The sequence below is a fragment of the Syntrophus sp. (in: bacteria) genome (assembly GCF_040768185.1).
Taxonomy (GTDB): domain Bacteria; phylum Desulfobacterota; class Syntrophia; order Syntrophales; family Syntrophaceae; genus Syntrophus; species Syntrophus buswellii.
In genome coordinates, this window is record NZ_JAXGNC010000011.1 from 48,590 (window position 1) to 67,092 (window position 18,503).

General features: G+C 54.9%; 18 protein-coding genes and 1 pseudogene. 4 read left to right on the forward strand and 15 right to left on the reverse strand.

All coding sequences use genetic code 11. From position 1 onward, the window contains the following. Window positions 1–113: 113 nt before the first annotated feature. The 4 genes from AB3175_RS11040 to rsmI form a co-directional block, all read right to left on the reverse strand. On the reverse strand, window positions 114–653 hold the full coding sequence (locus AB3175_RS11040) for a CDP-alcohol phosphatidyltransferase family protein (protein WP_367360997.1): 540 nt from the start codon (window positions 651–653) through the stop codon (window positions 114–116). A gap of 164 nt (window positions 654–817) precedes the next feature. Then, on the reverse strand, window positions 818–1,423 hold the full coding sequence (locus tag AB3175_RS11045) for a GNA1162 family protein (RefSeq protein ID WP_367360998.1): 606 nt from the start codon (window positions 1,421–1,423) through the stop codon (window positions 818–820). Between the two features lies 1 nt (window position 1,424). Then, complete coding sequence (locus AB3175_RS11050; RefSeq protein ID WP_367360999.1) at window positions 1,425–1,880, reverse strand: hypothetical protein; 456 nt, start codon at window positions 1,878–1,880, stop codon at window positions 1,425–1,427. 169 nt (window positions 1,881–2,049) lie between these two features. Further along, complete coding sequence (rsmI, locus tag AB3175_RS11055; protein ID WP_367361000.1) at window positions 2,050–2,910, reverse strand: 16S rRNA (cytidine(1402)-2'-O)-methyltransferase; 861 nt, start codon at window positions 2,908–2,910, stop codon at window positions 2,050–2,052. Between the two features lie 240 nt (window positions 2,911–3,150). On the opposite strand from rsmI, the gene AB3175_RS11060 reads away from it, so the two are divergent. Both AB3175_RS11060 and AB3175_RS11065 read left to right on the forward strand, forming a co-directional pair. Next, window positions 3,151–4,083, forward strand: a complete 933-nt coding sequence (locus tag AB3175_RS11060) for a UDP-glucuronic acid decarboxylase family protein (protein ID WP_367361001.1) — start codon at window positions 3,151–3,153, stop codon at window positions 4,081–4,083. A gap of 46 nt (window positions 4,084–4,129) precedes the next feature. Further along, the gene (locus tag AB3175_RS11065; protein ID WP_367361002.1) at window positions 4,130–5,506 is read left to right on the forward strand and encodes a nucleotide sugar dehydrogenase; all 1,377 of its coding nucleotides are present in this window, start codon (window positions 4,130–4,132) and stop codon (window positions 5,504–5,506) included. A 4-nt stretch (window positions 5,507–5,510) separates the two neighbouring features. On the opposite strand, the gene AB3175_RS11070 is transcribed toward AB3175_RS11065, so the two are convergent. The 8 genes from AB3175_RS11070 to AB3175_RS11105 all read right to left on the reverse strand — a co-directional run bounded on the left by AB3175_RS11070 (window position 5,511) and on the right by AB3175_RS11105 (window position 14,438). Next, window positions 5,511–8,165, reverse strand: a complete 2,655-nt coding sequence (locus AB3175_RS11070) for a CBS domain-containing protein (RefSeq protein WP_367361003.1) — start codon at window positions 8,163–8,165, stop codon at window positions 5,511–5,513. 6 nt (window positions 8,166–8,171) lie between these two features. Then, window positions 8,172–9,368, reverse strand: coding sequence for a metallophosphoesterase (locus AB3175_RS11075; protein ID WP_367361004.1), 1,197 nt, complete (start codon window positions 9,366–9,368; stop codon window positions 8,172–8,174). Window positions 9,369–9,372: 4 nt separating this feature from the next. Continuing rightward, window positions 9,373–9,948, reverse strand: coding sequence for a LemA family protein (locus AB3175_RS11080; RefSeq protein WP_367361005.1), 576 nt, complete (start codon window positions 9,946–9,948; stop codon window positions 9,373–9,375). A gap of 145 nt (window positions 9,949–10,093) precedes the next feature. After that, entirely contained in the window at window positions 10,094–10,819 is a 726-nt protein-coding gene (locus AB3175_RS11085) for a hypothetical protein (RefSeq protein WP_367361006.1), read from the reverse strand. Between the two features lie 13 nt (window positions 10,820–10,832). Then, window positions 10,833–11,615 (reverse strand): YgcG family protein, encoded by a 783-nt coding sequence (locus AB3175_RS11090; protein ID WP_367361007.1) that lies wholly within the window; start codon window positions 11,613–11,615, stop codon window positions 10,833–10,835. Window positions 11,616–11,787: 172 nt separating this feature from the next. Continuing rightward, complete coding sequence (locus tag AB3175_RS11095; RefSeq protein ID WP_367361008.1) at window positions 11,788–12,081, reverse strand: GYD domain-containing protein; 294 nt, start codon at window positions 12,079–12,081, stop codon at window positions 11,788–11,790. A gap of 232 nt (window positions 12,082–12,313) precedes the next feature. After that, window positions 12,314–13,855, reverse strand: a complete 1,542-nt coding sequence (locus AB3175_RS11100; protein ID WP_367361009.1) for a radical SAM protein — start codon at window positions 13,853–13,855, stop codon at window positions 12,314–12,316. A 31-nt stretch (window positions 13,856–13,886) separates the two neighbouring features. Next, window positions 13,887–14,438, reverse strand: a complete 552-nt coding sequence (locus AB3175_RS11105) for an NUDIX hydrolase (protein ID WP_367361010.1) — start codon at window positions 14,436–14,438, stop codon at window positions 13,887–13,889. A 182-nt stretch (window positions 14,439–14,620) separates the two neighbouring features. Here AB3175_RS11105 and AB3175_RS11110 point away from each other — a divergent pair, with 182 nt between their 5' ends. Then, a complete protein-coding gene (locus AB3175_RS11110; protein WP_367361036.1) occupies window positions 14,621–14,818 on the forward strand; it encodes a DUF2007 domain-containing protein in 198 nt (65 codons plus the stop codon). Between the two features lie 394 nt (window positions 14,819–15,212). Here the strand turns inward: AB3175_RS11110 and AB3175_RS11115 are convergent. Continuing rightward, a pseudogene (locus AB3175_RS11115) lies at window positions 15,213–15,731 on the reverse strand (class I SAM-dependent methyltransferase); the annotation flags it as partial. Window positions 15,732–16,036: 305 nt separating this feature from the next. On the opposite strand from AB3175_RS11115, the gene greA reads away from it, so the two are divergent. After that, complete coding sequence (gene greA / locus AB3175_RS11120; protein ID WP_367361011.1) at window positions 16,037–16,522, forward strand: transcription elongation factor GreA; 486 nt, start codon at window positions 16,037–16,039, stop codon at window positions 16,520–16,522. 123 nt (window positions 16,523–16,645) lie between these two features. Here the strand turns inward: greA and AB3175_RS11125 are convergent, their stop codons facing one another. Together AB3175_RS11125 and atpD are read right to left on the reverse strand one after the other, a co-directional pair. After that, a complete protein-coding gene (locus tag AB3175_RS11125; protein ID WP_367361012.1) occupies window positions 16,646–17,053 on the reverse strand; it encodes a F0F1 ATP synthase subunit epsilon in 408 nt (135 codons plus the stop codon). Window positions 17,054–17,068: 15 nt separating this feature from the next. Further along, window positions 17,069–18,478 carry a F0F1 ATP synthase subunit beta gene (gene atpD, locus AB3175_RS11130; RefSeq protein WP_367361013.1) on the reverse strand — a complete coding sequence of 470 codons (1,410 nt, stop codon included), beginning with the start codon at window positions 18,476–18,478 and terminating at the stop codon, window positions 17,069–17,071. Between the last annotated feature and the right edge of the window lie 25 nt (window positions 18,479–18,503).

Consider the following 18,503-nt stretch of genomic DNA (forward strand, 5'->3'; position numbering starts at 1 on the left):
TCCCGCCTTCTTCCCATCCCTCGGGAAGAGAACCCGGGAAAAGATTTCTCGGCCTGCCATCTGACAGGTTTACCCGTTCAGTATCCCGCACACAAAGCCCGTTGCAAAAGGCCCTACTGCAGAGAATTGATTAAGCGAATGCCACGGATCAAATAGACAATTCCGGATAGAATCGTCACCAGGGCGGTTACCCAGTACATCAGATACATTCCGCTGTATTCCCCTCCGCCGGCCAGGCCATGGACCATCAACACCATCAGCACCGTCAGAAGTTGTAACATGGTGGTGACCTTGCTGATGAAGGCGGGGCGGATTTCAACGGATATGGACATAAAGGACAGAACCGCAATGCCGAGCAAAATGATGCAATCCCTGCTGATGACGACGACGGTGAGCCACCCGGGAAGAATTCCCAGGATGGCGAGCGTCAAAAAACTGCTGGTTAACAGGGCTTTATCGGCAATGGGATCCAGATAGGCCCCCAGCTTCGTCTGCTGCTTCAGAGTGCGCGCCAGAAATCCGTCCAGCCCGTCGGACAGACCGGAAACGGCAAATACGATGAGGGCCTTGAAATACGAGCCTTCCATCAGAAAGATGACCAACACGGGGGTGAGAATAATGCGCAGCAGAGTTAAAATATTAGGTATATTCATTCGAGGATCGGCGATTCCCCCGTTGCAGAAATCGGTAAAGAATGGCCCCTTTCAATTTCCGTCAGGAATGATAAAGAACCCGATGGGATTTCCGATAGAAAATCCGCTTTAATATTGATCCGGAAGCCCATCACCTTCCATCACAAAGCCGTCCGTCCGCCAATTCACCCAAGAACCTCGGAACTGTCAGGGATTCCCTTCATCGCCTGATCAACCAGTTCCTGAATCGCGTCTTCATAGACCTGGGCGCCCTTTAACCGAAGGGAATCCTTTGACAGGCCATAGGTTCTCTTGATGGTGCTGTAGGAACTCCGCCAGAGCAACTGGCCGCTTCTGGCGCTCCGCAATTCAAAAACAGCGGAAACGGACAGAGGCGAATAGAGCCAATAATAATGGGTCCGGCTTTCCTGCAGGTCGCAATAAAGAACGGCGTCAACCTGCATCTGCCTTCCCAGTTCCCGGGAACATTCCGCTTTATCCTGTATCTCCGGCTCCTTAACCTGTTCGCCGTTCAATGTCTCATCAACAAACTGGGCCATAATTTTGGGATATCCCTTGAAGTAAAGGGCGTTCTGGATCTTTTCCCTCAAAAGCCGGGCGGCCTGCTGATCAGAAGTCTCATTGAAAACGGGGAACACGGCAATCCGATGAACCTCTTCCCTGTTGCCGTCTTTCAACACAGCGGCCGATTTTGCCGGGCCACACCCCGAAAGAATCAGCACGGTCACCAACAGCACGGAAAAGATAACATTTCTGCTTCGGTATATCATACTATACAGCCTCCTCCTCAGAATCCTGTTTCAATTTTTCGATTTCTTCTCTAATGACTCTTTCCGCAATGACCGGAATCATTTCCCGGGCCATTTTTTCAACGGTTTCCGTAATCAGTCTCCCCACTTCTTCCTGCGAAAGGCCATGGGGCTGATCCAGGATCGGCTTTTCTTCTATGGCATCGACGAGATCATGGATGATATCTGCCGGCGGTGGTTCCTTTTCATAGCCTCTGCCATCGATCACCAGGACCTCATGAGGCTCCCTGTTCCGCAAAATATCCGGCTCCTCGACAACATCGTTGAGATCATAAATTTTTGTCCGGGAGTCCTCAACGATCTCGTTAAGATCATAAATCCTGTCCCCAGGCCCCGGCAGATGCTGTTTCATCGTGCCTTTATTTATGGCGAATTCCCCGCCCCTGCTGAATTCCGGAACCTCTGAATCTCCGCTCATCCCTTTACTCTCCGGTTTTTATGATCGCTGACCCTGCAATTCTTCCGTATGCCCTTCTCTGGTTAAAACCCGAATTCTTCAGGAAATTATCATAGATATCCACTTAGTTCAATACATTATCGCTGAAGCCCCCAATTTCCATCCTTCCGGGAACCGCGAAGGAAACGCCTCAGCGATCAGGTCCGGGATTTTCAGAAATGACGGCAATCACAATTGCATAAACCCGCTTCCTGGATATTCCCGTTTCTTCGACGATCCGGTCCACGACATCCCGATCGGACAAACCGGTTTCCTCCCGATGCCGGAAATAGAGGCTTCGAACGTCTTCGTCAGACCAGGCCCTGGACTCCGGCTCCCGCCCCGCGATGACCAGTGTGATTTCCCCTTTGATCCGCCTGTCGCGCAGGCCGGCCAGAAGGTCCTGCAGCCTGCCCCGTGAAATCTCCTCATGAAGCTTTGTCAGCTCTCGCGCAATCACGATCTCCCGGTTGCCGAAAGCAGAACCGATGTCTTCCAGGGAAGCCGGCAATCGGTGGGGAGCTTCATAGAAAATCATTGTCCGTGATTCATTGTGTAACGAAGCCAGCAACTCCCTCCGCCTGTTTCCCCTGGCAGGCAGGAACCCCATGAAAACAAAGGAATCCATTGGAATACCGGAAACGCACAGGGCCGCGATACAGGCGGACGCCCCCGGGATGGGAATCACCTGGATGCCGCATTCCAGGGCCTGGCGAATCAATACAAAACCCGGATCGGAGATCCCGGGGGTTCCCGCGTCAGAGACGTAGGCCACATCATGGCCTTCCTTGAGCCGATCCATCAACGTCCGGCTCCTTTTGAATTCATTGTGCTCATAAAGGCTGATCAGGGGCGTGCTGATCGAATAAGCTTCAAAGAGCGTGCGGGTTCTCCGGGTGTCCTCGGCGGCAACCAGAGAGACCCCCTTGAGAACCCGGATCGCCCGGAGGGTGATATCCTCCAGATTGCCGATCGGTGTCGCCACAACGAAAAGTTTTCCTGATTCTTGCATACTTTATTCCCTTTTAAGATATTCCCGATGAGACAGGTTCATCCCATGATCGCTCGGATACAACATCAAGGCGGCAGACGGGTCGATGAAAGTCTCAACACTGGCACGATATTTGACATAAAAAAGATTTTACATTTTGGTGCTGATGCTATAAGGATATCGGCGTAAAATCAAGCGTCCCGAACAGCTTCTGAAGAGTCTTGAACACAAATCAACGGAAACATCCCTGCAGGCATCGTCATGCGCATATTGATTACCGGTGGAGCCGGCTTTCTTGGGTCCCATCTCTGCGAGCGGCTGCTCGCTGAGGGTCATGATATCCTCTGCCTGGACAATTTTTTCACCGGCAGCAAGGACAACATCCTTCACATGGTCAGCAATCCCCGATTCGAGCTGATCCGTCACGACATCACCCTGCCCATCTACCTGGAGGTGGACCAGATTTACAATCTCGCTTGTCCGGCTTCTCCCGTTCATTATCAGCACAACCCCATTAAAACCATCAAAACCAACGTCATGGGCGCCATCAACGCCCTGGGGATCGCCAAGCGGGTTAAAGCCAGAATTCTTCAGGCGTCCACGTCGGAGGTCTACGGTGATCCGGAGGTCCATCCCCAGCATGAAGCATACTGGGGGCGGGTCAACCCCATCGGGATACGCAGCTGTTACGATGAAGGGAAAAGGGCCGCGGAATGCCTGATGATGGACTACCGCCGCCAGAATGGCGTGGATGCGAAGATCGCCAGGATTTTCAACACCTATGGCCCCCGCATGGCCTTGAATGACGGCCGTGTCGTCAGCAATTTCATGATTCAGGCCCTCACAGGAAGGGACATCACCATTTATGGCGACGGTTCGCAGACCCGGTCATTCTGTTATGTCGATGACCTGGTCGAAGGCCTGATCCGGTTGATGAACACACCGCCGGAAATCTCAGGACCGGTCAACCTGGGCAACCCGGTGGAATTCACCATTCTCGAGCTTGCCGAAAAAATTCTCGCCATGACGGCCTCATCTTCCCGGATTCTTTTTTTGCCCCTGCCTCAGGACGATCCCATCCAACGGAAGCCGGAGATTTCTCTCGCCAGGAGGATTCTGAACTGGCAGCCGGGCACTTCGCTTGAAAAGGGATTGGAACTTGCGATATCCTATTTCCGGAACAGGCTGGGTTGAACCCCGTTGACGGAATCTCCTCAACTCATTCCAAGGATGGAGTCTTATGACATTTGAAAAGCATATCCTCTGCATCGGCGCCGGTTACGTCGGCGGCCCCACCATGGCCATGATTGCCCACCAGTGCCCGCAGTACAGAGTGACGATTGTGGACATCAACCCCGACCGCATCGCCCAGTGGAATTCCGATGTCCTGCCGATCTATGAACCGGGCCTCGATGAGCTCGTCAAGGCCACCCGGAACCGCAACCTCTTTTTCAGTACGAACATCGAACATGGCATCCAGGAAAACGAGATCATCTTCGTCAGCGTCAACACGCCCACCAAGACCTTCGGAACGGGAGCCGGCATGGCTGCGGATCTTCAGTACTGGGAGAAGACGGCCCGCCAGATCCTGGAACACTCCACTTCGCCGAAAATCGTCGTTGAAAAAAGCACCCTCCCGGTCCGCACCGCCCAGGCCATGGAGCGCATCCTCAACACATCGCAAAACCATGTCCGGTTTGACGTCCTTTCCAACCCGGAATTTCTTGCCGAAGGAACGGCCATCAATGATTTGAAAAACCCGGATCGGGTTCTCATCGGTTCCCGGGAGACGGAAGAGGGGTTGAAAGCAAGAAACACGCTGGTTGAAATTTATGCAAACTGGGTCCCCCGGGAGAAGATTCTCACCACCAACATCTGGAGCAGTGAGCTTTCGAAGCTGGTATCCAACGCCTTTCTGGCCCAGCGGGTTTCCTCCATCAATGCCATCTCCGCCCTCTGTGAAAAGACGGAGGCCGACATATCCGAAGTGGCAAGGGCCATCGGGACGGACAGCCGCATCGGCTCCCGCTTTCTGAATGCCAGCATCGGTTTCGGGGGCTCCTGCTTCAAGAAGGATATTCTCAACCTGGTCTATCTCTGCCGATACTACGGCCTCGAGGACGTGGCCGATTACTGGGAAGGCGTCATAAAAATCAACGGCTACCAGCAGGAACGGTTTGTCAGGAACATGCTGACCGCCATGTTCAACACCTTGTCAGGCAAGCGGATCTGCCTTTTCGGGTTCGCTTTCAAGGCCAACACGGGCGATACGCGGGAAAGCCCGGCCATTTACGTCGCCCGCCGGCTTCTGGAAGAACAGGCCGAGGTCGTGATCACGGATCCCAAAGCCCTTGATAACGCCAGAATCGATCTGGCCGACGCCCGGGGCACGGTCCATTTTGTGGATGATCCCTACGAGGCTGCCAGGGGATGCCATGCCATCGCGATCATGACCGAGTGGGCGCTCTACGGCGAACTCGATTATGCTCGGCTTTACCGTCAGGCGGAGAAGCCAGCCTTTATTTTTGACGGCCGGAATATTCTGGACCCCCGACGCTGTTTTGAGCTGGGCTTCAATGTCTTTTCCATCGGGAAGCGACCCCTGACCCATTTCTAGCCTCTCAGACCCGAGGCGGCTCCCCCGGGGATCGCTCCCCCCGGGTCTCTGCCAGCCGGGATTGCGCAAACGCCAGGGCACCGGCAAAATCGCGGATTTCCCCGTTCAGGCACCGGTCACGGATTTCCTTCAGGCAGGCGCCCAGCTCCCGGTTTCCGGAAAACCCGATAGCCAGAAGATCCCGGCCCGAAATCGGCGGTCTGTAGTTCCGCCACGTTGTCACGTAGGTGGAAAAGATCTTTTTGAAGCTGGCAGATTTGGATCGCGACATGGCGTACAGAATTTCTTCCAGGGACGCTTTTTCCAGGATGTCGACCGCCTGCGACGGCAGAATGTCAGGCAGGGACGCCATTCTTCGCATGATTTCCCGAACCTTCTCCCGTGAGGAAAGGAGGATTTCGGCATCTTCTCTCCTCAATCCGAAGGCATCCCCGAGAGCGACGACGGTTTGAGGATCCATGGACTCCGTCATCGCCAGAAAGTAGAGGAACCAGACCCGGACTTTTTCGCGGGTGTAGAGAAGGCGGAACCACAGGAGCGTTTCTCGAACCGCATGGAAGGCCTCCCGCATCGGCTCATCGAAAATCAGGTCCGGATGGATCGCCTCAAGCACCTTCAATTCCCGGAGCCGGTCCATGCAGCGGATCGGATCCTCTTCCTGGAGGATCTGCCTCATTTCATGAAAGATTCTTCTTCCCGGGATATTCCGGAGGAAACCGGCGTGAACGGCAGAGGAAACCAGGGAGATCGTCTGCTTGCCCAGGGAAAAGCCGCGACGCTTCTCAAATCGAACGGCCCGGAGAATCCGGGAAGGATCCTCGACAAAGCTCAGGGAGTGCAGGACCCGGATCTTCTTTTCCCGAATATCCCGCTGGGCGCCGAAGTAATCGATCAGCTCGCCAAACCGTTGGGGATTCAAGGCCACGGCCATGGTGTTGATCGTAAAGTCCCGCCGGGAAAGATCCAGTTTCAGATTGGATTCCTCCACCTCGGGAAATGCGCCGGGCATCCGGTAATATTCCAGCCTTGCCGTGGCCACGTCAATTCTCACCCCCCCGGGAAGGCGGATCACGGCCGTCTTGTACTTTTCATGTGGAGAGACCTTGGCGCCGAAAGCGTTTCCCAGAACCCTGGCGAACACCACGCCGTCCCCTTCCACCACCAGGTCCACATCCAGATTATCGACCCTCATCACCATGTCCCGGACAATCCCTCCCACAAGAAAAAGATGGAATCCCATGGTCTCGGCCAGCTCTCCCGCCTTTTTCAGCAGTTCATAGATATTCTCCGGCATTCTTTCCCGGAGAAGGTACCGTACGGATTTTCCTGGAACCCCTGCCGATGAGCCCTGCTCAATCTTTGTCATCCGCTCGTGGAGGATCCTCATCAGGTCCGTACGGGTGATGACTCCCACGGCCTTGCGGTCCTCAACGACCGGAACCAGTCGCTGATTCCCGTCAATCACGAGGCTGCGGATCTCTCCCACGGAAGCCTCCGGGCGAACGGTCCGGACATCCCGGATCATGTAGTCCCTGACCTTTGCCGCCCCCAGATCATGGCCTTGGGCACGGCTGACCACCTGGCGCGTCACGATCCCGCGGATCCGTTCATCGGAAGATTTCACGATCAGGGCGTTGATATGGTATTTGTTCAGGAGTTCGCTTGCCCTGTTGATGCTTTCGTCGAGATCGATCCCTTTGACCGGGAAGGTCATGATCTCCCGGGCGGAGAGGAGGGGCCTCGTTTCCGCCCGGATATGCCGAATCAATGACGTCTCCGCCTGATGAAGATTCAGGTCTCGCAGGGAAGCCGCCGCCGCCGACGCATGGCCGCCACCGCCGAAGAACGCGGCGACCTGCGCCGCATTGAGCTGCGGTTGGGAGCTCCGGGCCACCAGATAGATGCGATCGCCCATCTGCCCCAGTGCGAACAGGGCATCCGCGGCATACATGGCCCTCAATTTGTGGACCAGGATGGCAAAGTCTTCCACGTAACCTGGTGAAGAGGCCTTCGAAACAAGGACATGGAGGCCGTTGACCTCCAGCGTGCGGATGTTTTTGATCAGCTGGTCCAGCACATCCACCTGCTCCGCACTGAGCTCCCGGTAAATCGTCCGTGCGACCTGATCCATATCCGCCCCCCAGGTCATCAGGGCCGCCAGCGCCAGGCAATCATCCGGCGTCGTGGAGGGGAAAAGAAGAGATCCCGTATCCTCATAGAGGCCCATGGCCATGACCGTGGCAATCTCAGGGGGAGGCCGCAGCCCCCGCTCATTGAGAACCTTGACCATGAGGGCCACCGTTGAGCCCAGTTCCTCGCAGTACTCCAGATCCCCGGCAATGTCATCGGGCGACGAGCCATGGTGATCATAAAGGATAACCGTCAATCCCTCCCGGCCCAGAAGTTGGGAAAACCTGCCGATCCGGGATGCCTGCCTTGTGTCCACCACGATCATTCTCGATACGGCATCCAGATCGAGCTGCCGGGTCTTCACCATGTCCTCACGAACCAGGGATGGAGCATCCAGTAGATAATCGCGGACACTCTTCTCCTGTGAACCGGGAAAGACGATCAGGGCATCGGGATACAGAATCTTCGCCGCTAGCATGGATCCCAGGGCATCAAAATCCGTCTGAATATGAGAGGTAATGATATCCATGAAGTGTCAGTTCCTCCCGCCGGATGATTGCCCTGTCTGCCTTCCGCTGACGCGCTCCACCGGATTGCCCGCCGCTACCAGATCGATCACCGTCACTTCCGGAGGGCTGAGAAAGCGGATGGGCGGCCCCCAGGTTCCCGTTCCCCGGCTCACATGAAGGCGGGAAATGTCGGATAGGCGGAAGGAGCCCGAGTGGAAGGGGAAATACCACCGGGTGATGAGGCTGAAGGGGAAGATCTGACCCTTATGGGTATGGCCGGACAGCTGAAGATCAAACCGGTCCACGGCATGTTTGTCCACCAGGGGCAGATGCTTCAACAGGAGGGTAAAATGCTGCACCGGCATCGTGTTCAGCAGCTCCCCTTCCTCAACCGGGCGATGCCCTTCCACCGCCCGTCCGGTCGGATCGTCGATCCCCACGATATTGATCAATCCGGCAACCGTCACCCCCTCTCCCCGAAGCATCTGAAACCCCGCCTTGCGGGTGAATTCCGACGCCTGCGCAATCCCGGCGTAGAATTCATGATTGCCCGTTACCGCGTACTTGCCCAGACGCGGCCGGAGTTCCTGGAAAAGGGGAAGAACCTTCTCTATGCTGTTGATCTGTCCGTCCACAAGATCTCCGGTGGAAAGGAGAAGATCCGGCCCCGCCTCCTGAATGACCCGGACCATCCTGGAGACAAACCCGGGACCGTTCATCAGGCCGATGTGGATGTCGGAAATCTGGACAAGCCGCAGGCGGCCTGTTTCCGGGGGGATCTTGTCCGTTTGTATGGTCAGCGACTCGATCCGTATGTTGCGGGCGTCAAACCAGCCGTAAACGAAGATTCCCAAAGCCAGGAACAAGGGGAGGAAGAAGGCAAACCGGGCTGACAACAGAAAGGGAACGGCTTCCATTCTCCAGACCAACCCCGAAAGGAAAACAAGAAGGCGGCAGAGGTCGAAGGCCAGGGCAAAAGCAGCAAAGAGGAACAGTATCCCCATCCAGGCATAACCCGCATGGGACAAGATCCGGGCGGTCCACTCCAGACCGTGCCGTTCCGAAATCCGGATCAGGGCCGGGGCGACAATCATCAAGGCCATGACCGCCGCCACAAGCACGGAGATCACGGGCCCCGGGAAAAAGGCCGATCGGATCTTCCAGAAGGCGTACCCGTGAAGGCCGCCGTAAAGCAGGAAGAACATCAGCAGAAATCGAAACATACTTTTAAAATTTGACCTTCGGTGCCGCCTTGGCCGCCCCGGGCGCCTCGAAAAAGGCCGCCGTCTGAAAGCCGGACGCCGCAGCCACAAGGCTGTTGGGAAAGCGACGGACGGCCACGTTGTAGTGTTTAACCGCTTCGTTATAACGGCGCCTTTCCACGGCTATGCGATTTTCCGTACCGGCCAGTTCATCCTGAAGGCGGAGAAAGTTCACATTGGACTTGAGATCGGGATATTGCTCCACCACCACCAGAAGCCGGCTCAAGGCTCCCGAAAGTTCGTTGTTGGCCTCGATCTTTTCCGGAACCGTTGCAGCCCCTCCGACACGGGCCCGGGCATTGGTCACTTCGATCAGGACCTCCTTTTCCTGATTGGCATATCCCTTCACTGCTTCAACGAGGTTCGGGATCAGGTCATATCGGCGCTGAAGCTGGTTCTCCACCTGGGCCCAGGAGCTGTTCATGGATTCGTCCAACGTAACAAAATTATTGTATATCCCCTTGACAAAGGAATACAGAGAAAAAAGGACAACCACCGCGACCGCCGCGCCGACAAGAAAATTTCTCCCGCCTGCCGTCATACCTCCACCTCCCCGCGTCATCTGTTGTTGTTCCTGACCCTCCATCAGCCTGAACAATGGACATGAAAGGCCTGAATCCTTGTACCGGAACGGTCAGATTCAGGCGGGAAATCGCACATTTTGGATCCCCGGCCCTGAAGGCGGATCACGCCTCTTCGGCCAGCACACACAACCTGGAAATCTGCTTCATAAGCTCATTCAACAGGCTTCCCAATACAACGGCACTGTGGCTGTCTTCCCCGTCCCGGATTTCCGCAGCCCTCAGGAAGGGTCCCAGATCAAGGGAGAAGGCCGAGGCCATGGCCTTGATCACATCCCGCCTCAAGGAAGGAATCTCCCGCCCCTTGAGATACAGAAAGGCGCCGAAAAGAGCCGTGAAAGCGGTCAGAGATCTTGCAACAAGATCCCTCATCGCGGATTGGCGCCCCTCCGATTCCAGGTAGCCTTTCCTCAGAAGAAACAGCTTTCCCTTCAGCTCCCGTTCAAGCTGCAGGCGCAATGCCCCGGAATCGATGGCAAGAGACTGCAGGACATCCTGGCCATATACCAGGCGATAGTTCTTCTTCATATTCAGAAATTCAACGGGATAGGAATCCAGGGAGGAGCTCAGATCGCTCCGGGTCAAAATCAGGGGTGCAGCCACCCTCCTGCGTCTCCATTTCCCGGCGACCGGGACCGCCCTCTCCAGGCGCTCCACGCCTGCATCATCCACAATCAGCAGAAAGTTCAAGTCCGATTTTCCCGGTCGGTAATCTCCCGTGCAGCCGCTGCCGTAGAGGATCACGGACGTCAGCCCCTCTCCGAAAACCTGTCGATAGTCCGCCGTCATTTCGGGAAAGATTTCCTCGGGATTGTTCGGAATCTTCACCATGCTTCTATTCCCCTTAAAAATGACGGCCGGCGCCGCCTCCGCCGCTGCTGCCTCCCCCGAACCCGCCGAACCCACCCCCGAAGCTCTCAAAGCCCTCAAAATCCCCGTCACCGCCAGCTCTCCGGCGGGCACCGCTGAACAAAAGAGGATCGATTTCACGCCCCTTCCGGGTTCCCATCAGGAGGAGGAGAAGAAGAATGAACAGGATAAGAAACCATGATCCGGCCCCTCCGCTCCGCTGCCCAGCCGCGCGGCCCACAGGCCGCCCGGCTTCCGGTCGGTCTGTCAGTGTCACCCCGGCTTCTTCAGCCAGAACCCCGGAAATGGCTTCGACGGAGCTGGCAAGGCCACGGCTGTATTCCCCTCGCTTCAGATAGGGAAGAACCTTTTGATCCAGAATTTCCCCCACGCGCCCGTCGGGAAGGACCCCCTCCACACCGTAACCGGTTTCAATCCAGATCGTTCTCTCCTGCAGAACCAGGACAATCAACACCCCCCGGTCTTCCCCCCGCTTCCCTATCCCCCAGAAGGAGTAAAGACGATTGGCATACTCCTGGATGTCATGGCCCCCAATCGCCGAAAAGGTTGCTACAACCACGGCCGCCCCTGTTTTCTCAAGGACTTCCCGGGCAAGGGCCTCCGTCCGGGCAACATCTCCGGCGGACATCACTCCGGCAAAATCATTGACGGCTCCCCGCGGCGAGGGGATGGCATCCTGGGCCCCTGATGATCCGGAGATGAACAGAGCCGTCAGGATCGTCAACAGAACGACAGGGACATTCCTCGACCAATCCATCCGACTCGCCCGAACCACGCCTGGATTTTTCAAGGCCTTCCCGCCCTGGAAAAAAGAGGGATCAATAAACCATAACCTTCTAAAAATTAATGAGGAATATAATGTTCGATCGGCAGGCGTTGAAGACACGCGGCACGCCTGTGCCCTTTTCTTCAGATCGCTTCCATTCCGGTTATCTATTTTTCATCTCGGACATCAGGGAGTCGAAATGGGTGATGTCGATCACAGGGGAGGTTGTGAAGGAAATGCCTGTCAGCATGCTCAGTGCGGCAGACACCGCCAGGGCCTTCTCAATCGTAGGAAATTCAACGGTAAAGACCAGATCATGAATTCCCAAAACGGCATACATGGAAATCACCCGGCCTCCGTTATGTTCGATGATCTCTACGGACTTCCCGGTTCGCTCCGGCGACATCCCCTCCAAAGAATCCCGGCTGTATTTCCCGAACATCATGAATACGGGCATTTCAGCTCCCCCTTCCTCAATCGCCTGTAAAGATCTCTCCTCATCGGCCTGCTCTCCAGGATAGCGATCGGGCCGCAAAAATGGAAACAGGATTCCGCAACCATCTGCTTTTCCACGCAACAGTATAGGCATAAGGCTCCCGCGTGTCAATGAAAGACAGACTCCCGGGTGCAGGCGGAGCAAGGATGCAGCCGGATCCGAATTGCGGCGTCTGACCGCCCCTGCTGCCGGGTCAGAGCCTGGACGTGCCGGAGGACAGGGAAAAAAACGGCGCATGATTGGATGTAAACACGGGAGGATCCCGGAGGAGAATTTCCCGGATCGCCGGATGACGTTTGAATCTGCGGTCCAGAAAATGCCGGACGCGGAGTCGATCCCAGCCCAGGGGATGGATAAAATCGAGATACAGGGAAAGATCGCCGGCATAAAAAGTTCGAGTTTGCAGGGATGACACCTCCGCACTCCAGGCCGGCAGGTTAAAGACCGCCACATTCAGATAATCGATGCAGTGCGCGTGTTCGGCAACAAAGGCAAGCGTTTTCTCTGCCGATTCCCGGGATTCGGCCGGTGTTCCAAAAAGCAGATACACGTAAGAGGCAATCCCTGCTTTCTTCAGCGTTTTCAACACTTCCGAGGCCCTGGTCAGAGAGATACCCTTTGAAAGGGCATCCAGCACGTTCTGATCGCCGGATTCCAGCCCCAGTTTGAGCATGACGCAGCCGGAGCGTTTCAGTAAACGGCAGAACTCCGGATCTCCAAGATGCTCTTCAATTCTCGCAAAGCCATACCAGGGCGCTCCCGGCGGCGCCTCGATCACGGCATTGAGCAGAGCCGGACTGAGGGCGTTATCCAGGAGGTGGATCAGGGCCGGTCGGTACCTTTGAACCAGGACCTGGAGCTGAGAAACGGACCGGTCCGCGGGGATGGGCGTATAGGGTTGCCCTTCAGCCTTTTCGGGGCAGAAGGCGCAGCGTCGCCAGTAGCAGCCCCGGGAGGCGCTGTAGGGCAGAATAAAGCCGGGAGCCAGATACGGATTTTTCCACACATCCCCGTAATCGGGCAGACAGTCCTCATGGTCCAACCCGCTTCCCAGGAGTTCGAGAAGGGGCCCCTCGCCTGGTCCGACGATCATGTCGTCCACGAGTCCGGAAAAGGGGTTCCGCCAGTTGGGGGAACTCATCCAGGAGGTCACCAGCCCTCCTCCCAGAACGAGCTTCACGGAAGGGTATTCCCGCCGCAGGAACCCCATCATGGCAAAGGTGCAGAGCGCCTGGCTGAGAAAATTCAGTGAAAAGCCGATCATCGGGGGAGAAAGGGCTTCCAGCAGCCCCGACAATCGGCCGTGGAAGTAAGGATAAAAAGGATTGGCTTCCGGAAGTGATGCGGCGGCAAGCAGGTCGTCACTGCGAAGGGGCGAGAGGTCTTTCTCCTCATAGTTGGCCAGGGTCAGATGGGTGCCGGATTTTCTGCCCGTTGAGAATTCCAGGACTCGATTCAGATCACGGATCGACCGCTGGTAGCGATCGCGGTTTCGATAGCCCCCCCAATCACCAAGATCCTGAAGGTGATCCTGGAGGTGATTTCGAGCGCGGCGGGTCCAGGTATCCGAAGCAGCGCCTGTCACGGCCTTATCCGTCAGAAGATAGAGCAGTCCCTCCAGATTGGCATCCACCACGGTACAGGTCCGTCCGTGGCATCTCAGTGCGCCGGCAAGCTTCGCCAGGCCGGCAGGGGATTCACAGGGCTTGACAACAGGGGGGTGGATTAAAAGCATCGTGCCGCTTCTTCAAGAGAACCTTTGTTTTTCATGGTTTGAACGGGTGTTCCAAATAGAATCGACAGAAGGCCGCGATGACAAGGGCATGATTAATCTCGCCATCCCTGATCAGTCTGGGAATCTCCGATAGAGGCTTCAGGATGACCTCGATATCCTCCTCTTCATCCTGTTGCTGCACCCCGACAGGATAAACATCCTGGGCCAGAAACGTATGGCAGAGGTTGTTCTGGATGGCTGGATTGGGATAAACAGCCCCTAAAGGGGCGAGCACGCGTTCCGCATAACCCGTTTCCTCTCGGAGTTCCCGTCGCGCAGCTTCCTCCGGAGAATCGGAATCTTCCACAAGCCCGCCGGGAATTTCCAGGGTGACACTGCGTACTCCATGGCGGTACTGCCGGATCAGGACAACGTCGTTTTGGGATGTGATGGGAATAATATTGACCCAGGGAGACGCCTCCACCACAAAAAAGTCCGAGGGCCGGCCAGTCCGGGGAGAAACGGCACGATCCTTCCGCAGGGAAAAGAGCCGGCAGAAACGTTCCGGCTCACTTGATAACAGGGTCCAGTCTTTAAGGGGCATCGCTTATCTCACTCCTTTTCTTGCAGTCAACGAGCTTGAACTTGCCAAATTTTCTGGATTTCGTTTATCATGCATTCCAGATTATTTCAATTTTCCGTGGCGACAGAATAACAAGGATCCGGGGATGAGGGGGGTTGAGAATGGAGCAGAACAAATGGCGGGTTGTGTACGTGGCTTCAGGAATGACGAATGCCCATATTATAGAAGGACGCCTGAAAACAGAGGGGATTCCCACCCACCTCATTTATGAGACGGCTGGAATCCTTTATGCCACAAATCTGGACGGCCTCGGTGAGGTAAAAATCCTGGTTCCCGCTGAAGATCTGGAAAGAGCCCTTCATGCTCTGGATCAATCTTACGAGGATGATGACCTCCAGTGACCCCTTCCTGCTTCATCCCGATGGCAGCGCCCTGGAGGGCCTGGCTGCCCTTGGAATTGGCCCCCAGCGGTTCGCGGATCAAATCCTGGATGGTCCGGTAGGTAGCCTGAACGGAAAAGGAAAAGCCCAGGAAGGCCCCGAAGGGATTTTTTCTCATGGGAATATGCCGTTCGAGACCCGAAAGATACGTGTACCACTCCAATGGGAAAAAGAGGACGCTTCCCCAGTATATGGGAACTCCAGGCAGCAGGTTTCTGACCAGACGGACAAGCTGCAATCCTCCCAGAGGTTGAACGGGGCTTTCCCCCGTTGAGGAACAGAAAAATTCTCTGTGGCCGCCATGAGGATTCATGATGGCGTACCGGTTCCACGTCCCCAGAAAGACCCTGTCCCGTGAAACGCGGACCGCCTCGCTGACGGCTTTTTGGGGATCCTCTACGAATTCCAGCGAGGCAATCATGGTTACAATATCGAATTCATTGTCGGAAAATGGAAGGTCTTCAGCCCGCCCGGCATGAATATCCGCCCGATGCCCCAGCTTCCTTTGAGCAGCCTCAACTCTTTCACGGGACGGATCAATCCCTGTAACACTGCATCCCTGATTTCTGAAGAACATGAGATGTTCTCCCGTTCCGCATCCAACATCAAGGAGCCTTTCTCCAGCACGGGGGAAGACTAGATCACGGATCAATTCCTCCCTCCGGACTTGGACAAAGCTCTCCGCGAAAGATCTCTTTTCCTTGTCCAGGGAAGGATTTATACTCCCATGCACCGGCATACCTCTCCCCATCCCCTCGCTTTTCAGCCTGTTTGTGCCTTCCTCGCCGTTTCCATTTCTAACACACTTCCATTTTGCGGGCAAGAATTGATAAGTTGCGGAGGAAAAGGTGGAATTCTCCCTTGACAGGGTCATTTTTCTTTATTAGAAATTCTGCAATAAAAAGACTTCTCGTGAAGCTGGCCTTCGATCTTTTCTGATGTTTGCAGATTTTCTAAAGGATGTCTTGCCGCTCTATCCGGATTTTTCTGGCTTCTTCTAAACCTGCTATTCCACGGAACAGTATCTTCATACATTCTCCTGGTGCAAAGGCCTGAAAACTGCGAATCGATTTGTTTGTACCGGCATAATTTTTTCATTGAGAACGTCATCGCTTTAACGATACGACCGCAATAGGTTCATTTGACGGTTCATCATATTTGAAATACAGGGGGCAGGTCATGGAAAAGATGCCAATCACGAAATCGGGTTTCGAAAATCTCAAGAAAGAGCTTGAACATCTGAAGACGGTTCTGATTCCCGCCAACATAAAGGATATCGAAACGGCAAGAGGGCACGGAGATTTGTCAGAAAACGCCGAATACACGGCGGCCAAGGAAAAGCAGTCCTTTTTGCACGGAAAACTGCAGGAGATTGAAAACAATCTCGCCCTATCCAACATCATCGATCTGAGCAAGTTAAGCAACGACAAGGTTGTTTTCGGCGCTAAGGTTGTCATTGAAGAGATCAGTTCCGGAACACAGACAAATTATCAGCTTGTGGGTCCCTTCGAATCCAACATCAATGCAAACAAGATTTCTGTTACGTCTCCCATTGGAAAGGCCTTGATCGGCAAATCGATCGGCGACGAAGTGAAGGTTCAGACACCCGGAGGAACTCGCAATTTCGAGGTTGTGGATATTATGATTGACCCGTCCGAGTTTTAATGACCTGAACCGGAAAGGGTGCTTCTTTATCCAGCGAACCTCTTCAGCAGGGAATAAAAAGCCGGCACTGAGAAAAATCCTCACTGCCGGCTTTTATGTCCCGTCTATTCTGAACTTCAGACCTCAGGCCTTCTCCGATACACCGATCCGAGTGACAGCCCTCTGCAGAGCTATGCTGAGCATCTCGAATTCCAACTCATCCTTGGACAATTTGGTCAGTTTCTCCTCGGCACGCTCTTTGGCTCTCATTGCTCTTTCTCTGTTGATCGTTTCAGCACTTTCTGCCGTTTCAACGAGAACCGTTACTTTATTCGCTGTCACTTCCGTATAGCCCGTATTAACTGCGAAATATTGTTTCTTGCCTCCTACGGTAAAGCTTAACTCACCTATTTCTACAGAACTGAGCAACGTTTCGTGCCCTCTCAACACCCCGAATTCACCTTCCGTTCCAGGTATGGTGACTTCTTCAACCTCACCGCTGAAGGCCATTTTCTCCGGGGTGACGATCTCCAATAACAGTTCTTCGGCCATTGCTTTCCCCTGTCCTTATTGCTCCTGATATTTCTTCGCTTTTTCTACCGCCTCTTCAATTCCACCGACCATGTAGAAGGCCTGTTCGGGCAATTCGTCGTACTTGCCTTCGAGAATTTCCTTGAATCCTCTGACGGTATCAGGAACGGAAACGAACTTTCCATCGACTCCCGTAAACTGCGCGGCAACAAAGAACGGCTGAGAAAGGAATCTCTGAATTTTCCGCGCCCTGTTGACGGTCAGCTTATCTTCTTCAGACAGCTCGTCCATTCCGAGAATCGCGATGATATCCTGCAGATCCTTATACTTCTGCAGAGTCACCTGGACCTGTCGAGCTACCCGGTAATGCTCCTCACCCAGCACGATGGGATCGAGAATTCTCGATGTCGAATCCAGGGGATCCACTGCGGGATAGATTCCAAGCTCTGCAATGGGTCTGGACAAAACAACCGTTCCATCAAGGTGAGCAAAGGTCGTTGCCGGAGCAGGGTCGGTCAAGTCGTCCGCAGGGACATAGACGCACTGCACGGCCGTAATTGACCCTTTATCCGTCGAGGTAATCCGTTCCTGAAGCTCGCCAAGGTCCGTAGCCAGCGTCGGCTGGTAACCGACGGCGGAGGGCATTCTTCCCAGAAGGGCGGACACTTCAGCACCAGCCTGAGTAAACCTGAAGATGTTGTCGATAAAGAGGAGCACATCCTGCCCTTCTACATCGCGGAAATACTCTGCTGCAGCCAGTGCGGTCAGAGAGACTCTCGCCCGCGCTCCCGGAGGTTCCGTCATCTGGCCGTAAATCAGAGCCGCCTGCTTGATAACGCCGGACTCCAGCATCTCTCGATAGAGGTCGTTTCCCTCGCGGGTTCTCTCTCCGACGCCGGCAAACACGGAAATACCACCATGGTGCATGGCGATGTTATGAATCATTTCCATCATGACAACGGTCTTGCCGCATCCGGCTCCACCGAACAACCCCATCTTGCCGCCACGGGGAAATGGAACGAGCAAATCGATGACCTTGACTCCCGTTTCAAGAACGTGAACCGTTGTATCCTGCTCCGTAAACGAAGGGGACTCCCTGTGAATCGGCATGTGGTTCTTGGCTTCCACAGGCCCCAGTCCGTCGACCGGTCTGCCCACCACATTGAGGATCCTGCCGAGACATTCCTTTCCAACGGGCACCGTAATCGGTCCACCGGTGTCCTTTGCCGGCATCCCCCGGACCAGACCATCCGTAACGTCCATGGCGATACACCGCACGACGTTGTCGCCCAGATGCTGTGCGACTTCAACAACCAGATTATCCTCCTCGTCGTTGATGACGGGATTTGTTATGGTGATGGCATTCAAAATTGCCGGCAGCTGCCCCTCTTCGAATGCAACGTCAATGACCGGCCCAATCACCTGTATAATCTTACCAATATTCATGTTAGTCTCCTTTTCGCTACGGAAA